Annotated in this window: 6 protein-coding genes; 2 read left to right on the forward strand and 4 right to left on the reverse strand. The window is 74.0% G+C overall.

Annotated elements, in window-relative coordinates:
• Positions 1-220 precede the first annotated feature (220 nt).
• On the forward strand, positions 221-2,368 hold the full coding sequence (locus tag ABD841_RS35700; protein ID WP_344981006.1) for a sensor histidine kinase: 2,148 nt from the start codon (positions 221-223) through the stop codon (positions 2,366-2,368).
• Positions 2,346-2,975, forward strand: a complete 630-nt coding sequence (locus ABD841_RS35705) for a response regulator (RefSeq protein ID WP_344981008.1) — start codon at positions 2,346-2,348, stop codon at positions 2,973-2,975. The genes ABD841_RS35700 and ABD841_RS35705 overlap by 23 nt, the downstream gene beginning before the upstream one ends.
• Here ABD841_RS35705 and ABD841_RS35710 read toward each other — a convergent pair.
• From ABD841_RS35710 to ABD841_RS35725, 4 genes are all read right to left on the reverse strand, one after another.
• Entirely contained in the window at positions 2,947-3,624 is a 678-nt protein-coding gene (locus ABD841_RS35710; protein ID WP_344981010.1) for a hypothetical protein, read from the reverse strand. The genes ABD841_RS35705 and ABD841_RS35710 overlap by 29 nt on opposite strands.
• 274 nt (positions 3,625-3,898) lie before the next feature.
• A complete protein-coding gene (locus tag ABD841_RS35715) occupies positions 3,899-5,863 on the reverse strand; it encodes an acetoacetate--CoA ligase (protein ID WP_344981011.1) in 1,965 nt (654 codons plus the stop codon).
• A gap of 214 nt (positions 5,864-6,077) precedes the next feature.
• Positions 6,078-6,821: an HAD family hydrolase gene (locus ABD841_RS35720; protein WP_344981014.1), complete on the reverse strand. Its 744-nt coding sequence runs from the start codon at positions 6,819-6,821 to the stop codon at positions 6,078-6,080.
• A 94-nt stretch (positions 6,822-6,915) separates the two neighbouring features.
• Positions 6,916-7,554, reverse strand: a complete 639-nt coding sequence (locus ABD841_RS35725; RefSeq protein ID WP_344981013.1) for an HAD family hydrolase — start codon at positions 7,552-7,554, stop codon at positions 6,916-6,918.
• Positions 7,555-7,680: the final 126 nt, after the last annotated feature.

The following is a 7,680-nucleotide window of genomic DNA, read 5'->3' on the forward strand; positions in this document are numbered from 1 at the left end:
CGCCCTCCCGGCACCGCGAACCCCGCACGGAGACGTACGACCCGGCGCCACGGACCCCGCACGAAGGCATACGGCCCGGTGAGCACGACCCGCTCGGCGCGACCCGGCGAGACCTGGCCGGCCGGCGGGCCGGGCGAGGTGCGGCCCGTCCCGGGACACCGTCCCGGCGGGCCGGGCGCGCGGGCGGGTACGGTGTGGCGCGACCGGCTCGGGAGGGACAGTGGCGACAGCGGCGACGGCGGCGCGCGTCGCGTGGGCGTGGTGCGCGCTGACCCTGGTCCTGGCGGCGGTGGCCGTCGCCCTGGCGGTCGCCAACGGGATGGCCCCGCTCGCCGTGATCCACCTGCTGTTCGTGGCGGCCTGCGCGCTGGCGGGCGGCCTCATCGGCTCACACCGTCCCGGGCACATGGTGGGCCGGCTGCTCGCGTTGAGCGCGTTCTGCTTCGCGCTCATGGAGGCCTGCGGGCACTACGCGATCCTCGGCCTCCTCACCCACCCGGGGCTGCCGCTCGCCGGGGCGCTGGCCTGGCCGCAGACCTGGCTCTGGGTACCGGCGAACCTGGCGGCCTCCCTGATCCCGCTGTTCTTCCCCGGCGGGCGGCTCTCCTCGCCCGTCCTGCGCCTTCCGATCGCGGGAGCGGTGGCCGCCGGGGCGGCCGTCGCCGGGGTCAGCGCGCTGAGCCCCGGGGAGAGTCACCAGGTCGGCATCGGCGTCGGGGTGCCCAACCCGCTCGGCGTGGCGGGCCTCGCCGGTCTCGCACCGGTGCCGGAGGCCGTGATGACGGCCCTGCTCCCGGCGGTGTTCGCGCTGGGCGCCGTGGACCTGGGCCTGCGGACGCGGCGGAGCGGGGGACTCGAACGCCGCCAGGTCGCGTGGCTGGTCTACGTGGTCGGGATCGAGACGGTGGTGATCGGGGGCAGGCTGGCGGCCGGGCTCACCGACGACGTCCCCGGCGCCGCCTGGCCGGCGACCAGCGTCTTCTGGGAACTGGTCGGCATCTCGGGTGCCACCCTCATCCCGGTCGCCATCTGCGCGGCCATCCTGCGCCACCGGCTCTTCGACATCGACCTGGTGATCAACCGGACGCTGGTCTACGGGCTGCTGTCGGGCTGCGTGACCGGTGGCTACGTCCTCGTGGTCGGCTACCTGGGCGCGCTCTTCCCCACCGGGGACATGCCGGTCTCGGTGCTGGCCGCCGGGCTGGTGGCGCTGGCCTTCGCGCCGCTGCGGCAGCGGCTGCAGAGCTGGGTCAACCTGCTGACGTACGGCGAGCGCGACGACCCGTACGCGGCGCTCACCCGGCTGGGCCGCAGGCTGGAGAGCACCGCGGACCCCGACATCGTGCTGCCGGGGGTCGCGCGGTCGATCGCCGAGGCGCTGCGCCTGCCGTACGCGGCGGTCGAGACGGCCGGGGGCGCGCGGTACGCGTACGGGACGGCCGGACCGGCCGGCGCGGACCCGGTGCGGCTGCCGCTCACGCACAACGGCGAGCGGGTCGGCGGTCTGGTCCTGTCGCCCCGGGTGGGTGAGAACGGGTTCGGCGCCCGTGACCTGCGCGTCCTCAACGACCTGGCCCGGCAGGTCGCGGTGGCCGTGCACGCGGTACGGCTCTCCGCCGACCTGCGGCGCTCGCGGGAGCGGCTGGTGATGGCCCGGGAGGAGGAGAGGCGCCGCCTCCGGCGGGACCTGCACGACGGGCTCGGCCCCACCCTCGCCGCGCTGACCATGCGGGCCGAGGCGGTGCACGACCTGGTCGAGGACGAACGGGCGCGGCGGCTGCTGGCGGGGATCGTCAGCGACGCCGAGGCCGCGGTGGCCGACGTGCGGACCCTGGTGGACGGGCTCCGTCCGCCCACGCTGGACTCCCTGGGACTGGCCGGGGCGCTGCGCGCCCACGCGGCCCGGCAGCCGTCCGGGCTGCGGGTGGACGTGCGCGCGCCGGACGGTCTCCCCGCGCTGCCCGCCGCCACCGAGGTCGCCGCCTACCGGATCGCGGGCGAGGCGCTGGCCAACGTGCGCCGGCACGCGGGCGCGACCCGCGCGGAACTGCGGATCGAGGTCGCGGACGGGACGCTGCGGCTGGAGATCTCCGACGACGGCCGCGGGATCGGGCCGTACGGCCCCGTCCCGGGACCGGGGGCGGGGCCGGAGGGTTCGGAGACCGGCCCGCCGGACCCGGGGGCCGGGCCCGGCGGCCCGGCGGGCCCGGGGGGCCCGGGGGTCGGACTGGCGTCGATGCGCGAGCGGGCCGCGGAGCTGGGCGGGTCATGCATGATCGAGGAACGCCCGGGAGGCGGGACCCGTGTCAGGGTCGTGCTGCCCGCGGGCGGGGAGGGCGACGACGATGATCAGAATCCTGGTGGTTGACGACCACCCGGGGTTCCGCGCGGGGTTGCGGACCCTGCTCTCGACGGCCGAGGGGATCGAGGTCGCCGACGAGGCGGCCAGCGGGGAGCAGGCGCTCGCGCTGGTCGGGCGGACCCAGCCGGACGTGATCCTGATGGACCTGGCGATGCCCGGCATGGGCGGCATCGCGGCGACCGAGCGGCTGTCCCGCGACCATCCGCACATCCGGGTGGTCGTGCTCAGCATGTCGGACGACGACGACTCGGTCTTCGCCGCCGTGCGGGCCGGTGCCCGCGGCTACGTCCTCAAGGGGGCCCGCAAGGCCGAGCTCGTCCGGTCGGTGCAGGCGGTGGCCGAGGGCGGGGCCGTCTTCGGTCCCGCCCTCGCTTCCCGGCTGATGGGTTACTTCTCCGGCAGGGAGCGCGCGGAGCCGCCGCTACCCGGCCTGACCCCGCGGGAGCGGGAGATCCTCGGCCTGGTCGCCGAGCACCTGACCAACCCGCAGATCGCGGCCCGGCTCGGGCTGAGCCAGAAGACGGTCCGCAATCACGTGTCGGCCGTCTTCACCAAGCTCCAGGTGGCCGACCGGGCACAGGCGATCATGCGCGCCCGGGAAGCGGGGCTCTGACCTCTCCGACCCCGCCGCGCCACTCGGCCTCGGACATGCGCAGCACGCGCAGCCCGATCCAGCCGTAGGTCGCCAGGTGCAGCAACGCGCCGGTGGACTGCACGACCGGCGGCTGGCCCATGGTCACGAACGGCACCACCGTGCCCACGAGCGCGACGACCGGCACCCACCAGGGGGCGATCCTGACCACGGCCAGCGTGATGAGCAGGGTGTACAGCCCGATGTGGAGCAGGAATCCCGGCAGCAGCATGCCGAACACGAAGCCCGGCATCTCACCGACCTGCTTCGTGATCGCCTTGGCCTGCGCGTCGGACAGGCTCAGGGCCAGGGCCAGGTCGTAGAAGTCGGTGGTGAAGAGCGTCAGCCCGTGACCGGCGCCGACCAGCCCGAGCGCGGCCCCGATCCCGCCCGCGCGGGGGGCGCGCTCGCGCAGCAGGTGGGCCAGGCCCAGGATGACCGGGATGAGACTCAGCGTCGCCCAGATGTAGAGCAGCGCGCTGACCTGCACGCTCGTCGCGTGCGTACGGAAGATGTCGGGATCGTGGTCGGCGTCGGGGGGCGAGGTCAGGAAGGCCAGGAACTCGAACAGCGGCCAGGCGAACAGGGCGAGCCCGGCGACCGTCCGGCGGAACACGTCAGGGTTTTTCATCACCCGCCCAGCGAACCGGGAGCCCGTCCCGGGACACCTGGGCTCCGGCCCCTGCCTCCCGGGAGGAATGTCCCCGGTGTCCCGGGTCCGTGACCGGCGGTGCTCCGGACCCGGACCGGGCAGTCGGGGCCGCCCCGGTGGGCGCGGGCGTGACCGGGGCCCCGGCGGGCCCGGTCACGGCGGGCGGGTCACCGCCGGGCACCCCGGCCCTCAGGCACCCCGGCCGTCAGGCACCCCGACCGTCAGGCACCCCGACCGTCAGGCACCCCGGCCCTCAGGCGCCCTGGACGAAGTAGGGCAGGACCTCGGGGTTGGCCATGGCGTCGAGGTTGGCGGCCTTCTCGGGCGGGACGCCGAGAAGGATCTTGCGGACGGGAACCTCCAGCTTCTTGCCGCTGAGGGTGCGGGGGATGCCGGGCACCTCGATGATCTCGTTCGGCACGTGACGCGGGGAGAGCGCCTCCTTGAGATCTCTGCGCAGGCGCATGACCAGGTCATCGTTCAGGGGCACGCCCTCGGCCATGGTGACGTAGAGCAGCAGGCGGCCCTCCTGCCCGAGCTGGCCGGTGTCGATCACCAGGCTGTCGGCGATCTCCTCGAAGCGCTCCACCACCCGGTAGAACTCGCTGGTGCCCATGCGGACACCGCCCCGGTTCAGGGTCGAGTCGGAGCGGCCGTAGATCACGCAGCCGCCGTCGGGGAGAATCTTGATCCAGTCGCCGTGCCGCCAGACACCGGGGAACTCGGCGAAGTAGCTCTCCCGGTACCGCGACCCGTCGGCGTCGTTCCAGAACATCACCGGCATCGACGGCATCGGCAGGGTCAGCACCAGCTCGCCGACCTCGCCGACCAGCGGCGCACCCGACGGGTCGAAGGACTCCACCTTCGCCCCCAGGCAGCGGCACGGGATGACGCCCGCGCGGACCGGGAGCAGCGGGACGGCCCCGACGAAGCCGGTGCAGACGTCGGTGCCGCCGGAGAACGAGCCCAGCTGCACGTCGGGCAGCGCGTCGTGCACCCAGGCGAACCCCTCGGGCGGCAGCGGGGAGCCGGTCGAGCCGAGCCCGCGCAGCCGGTCGAGACCCGACGGCTTGAGGCCCGCCTTCATCGACGCGATCAGGTACGGCGCGCCGGTGCCGAAGTAGGTGACCCCCTCCTCGGCGGCCAGCCGCCACAGCGCGCCGGTCTCCGGGTGGGTCGCCGACCCGTCGTAGAGCACCACCGCCGAACCGACCAGCAGGCCGCCGATGAGGTAGTTCCACATCATCCAGCCGGTGGTGGTGTACCAGAAGAAGACGTCGTCCTCCCCCAGGTCCTGGTGGAAGGAGAGCGCCTTGAGGTGCTCCAGGACCACGCCCCCGTGGCCGTGCACGATGGGCTTCGGAAGCCCGGTGGTGCCGGAGGAGTAGACGATCCAGAGCGGGTGCCCGAACGGCACCGGCTCGAAGCCGAGCGGTCCGGTGGCCGCCCGCAGGTCCTCCCAGCCCACCGTCCTGACCTCGCCCGCGAGGCCCGGTGTCTCCGCCGCGTCCGGCCACTCCGCGGAGCCGGCCGTGCCGGCCCCGCCGATGCGGACCCGGGCGACCAGGGTCGGCAGCTTGGCGGCGATGTCGCGGACGACCTCGGCGCGGTCGAACCGCCTGCCGTTGTAGTCGTAGCCGTCGACCGCGACGAGCACCTTCGGCTCGATCTGGGTGAAGCGGTCGATCACGCTGGGCGCCCCGAAGTCGGGGGAGCAGGAGGACCAGACGGCGCCCAGGGAGGCGGTGGCGAGGAAGGCCACCAGGGTCTCGGGGACGTTCGGGGCGTAGGCGGCGACCCGGTCGCCCCGCCCGACGCCCAGGGCGGCCAGGCCGGTGCGGACCCGGGCCACCTCCTCGGCCAGCTCGCCCAGGGTGAGCGTCCGCCGCCCGCCCGCCTCGTCCCGGAAGATCACCGCGAGCCGGCCGGGATCGGCGGACGCCCTGCGCAGCGCGTTGGCCGCGTAGTTGAGCGTCGCCCCCTCGAACCACCGGGTGCCCGGCATCTCTCCCGAGATGACGGGCCCGTCGCCACGCTCCCCCACGACCCCGAAGTAGTCCCAGATCGACGTCCAGAACTCGGCGGGGGCGTCCACCGACCACCGCCACAGGGACTCGTAGTCGGCCGACCGGCCGAGCCACTCCGCGTACCGGGTGACCTTGGCGTTCCTCACGACCTCCGGGGAGGGCTCCCAGAGCAGCGCACCTTCCTCAACCATGGTCCCATCCTCTCGGCGCCCCATCGGAATGTCATCCCCGGCGGCCACATACCCTCCCGGCGGTCCGTGTGGGGCCGCCACGTACGGTCCGGCGGCCCGCCCACACCGTCACCTGGAAACACGTCACCGCCGGCGGTTCCGAATCTACCCGGGGCGGCCTTGCGACCACCGGCGGGCCCGGCGGAACCGCGAGCCGCGCTCCCCGGTCCGGTCCCTACGGGGAGCCGTGACCGGCGGGAGAGCGGCCGGGAGCGCGGGCCGGGGAGGTGAGGCCGGCGACGGCGGCGACGACCTCGGAGGGGTTGGACAGGTCGGGCAGGACCACGTCGGCGCCGGCCTCGCGCAGCTCGGCGGGGAGGGAGCGCCCGGAGGCGATCCCGATCATCGCGACCCCGGCGATCTTGGCGGCCTGGGCGTCCCGGGCCGAGTCACCGATCATCACCGTGTTGCCGCCGTCGAAGGCCGCACCGTGCTTCCGCTTGGCGCGGCCCTGCGCGACCTGCAGCAGGGTGGCCTTGGGGTAGACCTCCTCGCCGTAGCCGCCGATCTCGAAGTCGACGTGCTTGTCCAGGCCGAAGGCCGTCAGCTTGTGCACCGCGTTGCTCTTGATCGTTCCGGTGAGCACCGACTGGACGACCCCGTCGAGCCTGGCCACCGCCTTCAGCGCGTCGCGGGCGCCGGGCATCATCCGCCCGTCCTTGGCCAGGCGCCTGCGCCGGGCCGCGAAGGACCCGGCCAGCGCGTCGAGGAATCTCGGCAGGTGGTCGTCGCCGGCGACGACCCCGTTGAGGGCGAGCATCTCGAAGATGATCTCCGAGTCCGGCCGCCCGTTGGGCGGCGTCAGCTTGACGAGGGGTCTGCCGGTGACCTCGCGGAACGCCTCCGCGTATGCCTCGCGGGTGACGATGGACACGTCGACCAGCGTGAGATCGATGTTCCAGAGAACGAGGCGGTTGATCGTGGCCTCCTGGAATGAGGGGGGATGCCCAGAGTAAGGGCAGCGCGCACCGGGATCACCCCCGATGCCGAAACCGTCCGGTCCGGGGGCGCGCCTACGCGGCGTAGTCGAGGGCGTCCGCCAGGGTGTCGACGACCGGGCCCCCGAAGGCCAGCAGGTCCGCCCGGCTCGTCATGCCCCCGCTGTAGAGGACGGCACGCGCCCCGACGTGCTGGGCGGCGTGCGCGTCGTCCAGGCTGTCGCCGATCACCACCACGTCGGCCGGGTCCACGCCGAGCGTGGCCAGGTGGGCCACCATCGACTCGGCCTTGGGCCCGCCCGAGGCGCTGCGCAGGCCGTCGACCCGGGTGAAGTAGTGGTCGATGCCGAACTCCGCGACCTTGGGGACCAGTCGCTCGTGCGCCCACATGGACAGCAGCGACTGCCTGCCGCCCACGTCCTTCCAGCTCTCCAGGCTCGCGAGCGCGTCGGCGGCGAGCCCGCACTCCAGCATCAACCGGTGGTAGCTCTCGTGGAAGGCGAGGTCGAGCCGCTCCCACTCGCCCTCGTAGAGGGGGCGGCCGAGCATGCGCTCGTAGGCGGCCCAGATCGGGCGCGTGTAGACCGCGCGGAACCCCTCGGCGTCGTACGTCTCCAGCCCGTAGGGCTCGAAGACCGCGTTCGTCGCGCCCACCACAGCGTCGATGTCGTGGAACAGCGTGCCGTTCCAATCCCAAACGATGTGCTTCGTCATATCCCCCCAAGGGTAGCCAATCGGTGTGACATCCCCGCGTCGGATAGGGCACGCGCGGATGTCGAACCCGGAAACCCGCCCCCGGCACGCGCGGGTGCCGAACCCGGCGACCCCGGCACGCGCGGG

Origin of the sequence: Streptosporangium fragile (assembly GCF_039534445.1) — a bacterium.
GTDB classification, from domain to species: Bacteria; Actinomycetota; Actinomycetes; order Streptosporangiales; family Streptosporangiaceae; genus Streptosporangium; species Streptosporangium fragile.

Coding starts and splice junctions, on each gene's coding strand:
- ABD841_RS35710 (WP_344981010.1), bottom strand. CDS start 3,624: ATGAAAAACCCTGACGTGTTCCGCCGGACGGTCGCCGGGCTCGCCCTG.
- ABD841_RS35715 (WP_344981011.1), bottom strand. CDS start 5,863: ATGGTTGAGGAAGGTGCGCTGCTCTGGGAGCCCTCCCCGGAGGTCGTG.
- ABD841_RS35705 (WP_344981008.1), top strand. CDS start 2,346: ATGATCAGAATCCTGGTGGTTGACGACCACCCGGGGTTCCGCGCGGGG.
- ABD841_RS35725 (WP_344981013.1), bottom strand. CDS start 7,554: ATGACGAAGCACATCGTTTGGGATTGGAACGGCACGCTGTTCCACGAC.